General features: G+C 37.6%; 2 protein-coding genes. One reads left to right on the top strand and one right to left on the bottom strand.

The genetic code is table 11. The annotated features are described in order from the left end of the window. Nucleotides 1-75: 75 nt before the first annotated feature. Nucleotides 76-1,017: an AAA family ATPase gene (locus FFR48_RS27365; RefSeq protein WP_096570212.1), complete on the bottom strand. Its 942-nt coding sequence runs from the start codon at nucleotides 1,015-1,017 to the stop codon at nucleotides 76-78. A 253-nt stretch (nucleotides 1,018-1,270) separates the two neighbouring features. Here FFR48_RS27365 and FFR48_RS27360 point away from each other — a divergent pair, with 253 nt between their 5' ends. Then, nucleotides 1,271-1,588: a hypothetical protein gene (locus FFR48_RS27360; protein ID WP_137669522.1), complete on the top strand. Its 318-nt coding sequence runs from the start codon at nucleotides 1,271-1,273 to the stop codon at nucleotides 1,586-1,588. Nucleotides 1,589-2,278 lie beyond the last annotated feature (690 nt).

Raw genomic sequence — 2,278 nt, 5'->3', positions numbered from 1 at the left:
CCTGCTTCTTCCCCAGTCCCCAGTCCCCAGTCCCCAGTCCCCAGTCCCCAGTCCCCAGTCCCCATTCCCCAGTCACTAACTTTCTGGTTCGCAGTCAGGAACACCTTCTCTAAATACCCGACTAGCGAGAATATCAACCGCTTCAATGGTAATTAAATCTTGTTTATTTAATTTTTTGCCACTACTCAATAAACGATTAGCTTGACGCAAACGCGCCCTGTCTATAGCATTTCTCACACTACGAGCATTAGCAAAATGGGGCATATTCTTCCGTCTAATTAAATATTCACGGAAAGCTGTTTCTGCTTCTGAACTAAAACAATAGTTCTGATTTTTGACTATAGATTGAGCGATAATCATCAAATTATCAACACTATAATCATTAAACTCAATGTGTAACCCAATCCGGGAATTCATTCCTGGATTACTATGAAAAAAATGCTCCATTTGAGTTTTATAACCAGCAAGAATGACAACTAAATCATCTCGCTGATTTTCCATTACCTGCATCAAAATTTCAATGGCTTCTAAACCGAAATCTCCGGGATGATCAGGACGATATAAAGTATAAGCTTCATCAATTAACAAAACACCACCCATTGCATTATTTAACACTTCTCTGGTTTTGGGTGCGGTTTGTCCAATACCTTGCCCAACTAAATCATCTCTCGTGACTAAAATTACGCTTTCTTTGCGGATGTATTCTAAACGATAGAGAATTTCCGCCATCCGCATAGCTACAGTAGTTTTACCCATGCCTGGATTGCCTAAAAAGGTCATGTGTAAACTAGGCGCACCAGCATCTAAACCCAGACTTTTACGGATACGGTCAACCAACAACAAGGCCGCCATTTCTTTAATCTTGGTTTTGACGGAATTTAAACCGACTAATTCCTGATCTAATTTATCAAGAATGTCTTGTACTTGAGATTCCCGGAAAGCAGTCTCTAAATCAATTTCTCTTTCTTCAGTAAGGTTATTGTTGATTGCGGTTTTTTCTAATACCTGTTCACTCATGACTATCACCTCTGATCATGACTTTTGATAATGACTTTGATGATAGCGTCAAGTTGGGAAATATAAAAGAATGTAATTCTAATACCTCTTATATATATTTCTTTATTATCAATTTCTGAATTTAGTCATAGAGAAAAAATATAGGTAATTGGTAAAATTTCACCGGGTTTTCAATCTCTGTCCCTAAACGTAGGAAAATTGTGAGAGTATGACTTATTCTCCAGTCTTAAATTTGATTTAGGTTGTTCTCAACATGAATATTCAATTGACAAAACGGTTATTAGCGTTAGTGCTTGTTGTTTTTTTAGCTTTGTTATTACCAGAAATTACTATAGCTTCTGCTGATAGTTCATCTAGTTCATCTATTTCTCCTCAAGTCATTTTCACTGCATTTAGCGAAAATACTAAAGATACTATTACTGTTTCCGAAAATGATTTAACTCCCCAGGAACGTCAAAAACTGCAAGCTGTCCGTCAAAGACGCAACAAGGAAATTCTGGTAGTTTTAGATGTTGAACAACAGAAACAACTTGCCTATCATTTACATCATGGTAAGCTGTTGTGCATTTAATTTGTATAAGTTTAACAGGCAAGATGCCTGTTCCACAAGAGCTAAGAATATTATGATTATAGAATTTAGCTGCGTAACAGCTTAGTAACCTTAACGAAGCAATAGAAGCGGTTAATTTAAGCTCAGAGCAAAGGGATTTAATTAATGCAATTATGGATTTTACTAATTTGAAATTGCAGGGAATTTTTTCCCATCATGCTTTACTTGACCGTCGTCAATAAGTTTATAGCAATTCCCTTGAATTTAGTAAAGTAAAATATTTAGATACCCCTTATTCAGCAGTTCCCCGACTTCTTTTATTTCAGGACTTACGCAAAAAATAACGAAAGTAGAACACCGATTGATTAATCGTAAGGGCGAAGCATTCGGACAGGTCTAATGGTTTCAGCGATAGGTTATCACCCGAATGCTTCGCCCCTACAAGGTAAAGGGTTTTAGCTATTTTGACTTGTACTGAGCGAAGCCGAAGTGCTTTCAAAAAGTGCAAGCTTTTATGAGGTGGCAACTGAAAAACCTTGCACTTAATTCCTACTTAGGGGTTGCTGAGAAAGTCTTTCCGTGAAGGCATAGGAGTCAGGAGTCAGGAGTCAGGAGTCAGGAGGAGATGTGAAAATTTCTTTGCCGTCTCTTGAAATCCCAAAAAATGCACACTTTTTCCGGTATACCCTTCAAAACCCTTGGACTAATTTC

Source organism: Sphaerospermopsis reniformis (assembly GCF_005402885.1).
GTDB lineage: Bacteria > Cyanobacteriota > Cyanobacteriia > Cyanobacteriales > Nostocaceae > Sphaerospermopsis > Sphaerospermopsis kisseleviana.
Note: the sequence above shows the minus strand (reverse complement) of the source record. Positions and strands in the feature narration are given on the sequence as shown.

Coding starts and splice junctions, on each gene's coding strand:
- FFR48_RS27365 (WP_096570212.1), bottom strand. CDS start 1,017: ATGAGTGAACAGGTATTAGAAAAAACCGCAATCAACAATAACCTTACT.
- FFR48_RS27360 (WP_137669522.1), top strand. CDS start 1,271: ATGAATATTCAATTGACAAAACGGTTATTAGCGTTAGTGCTTGTTGTT.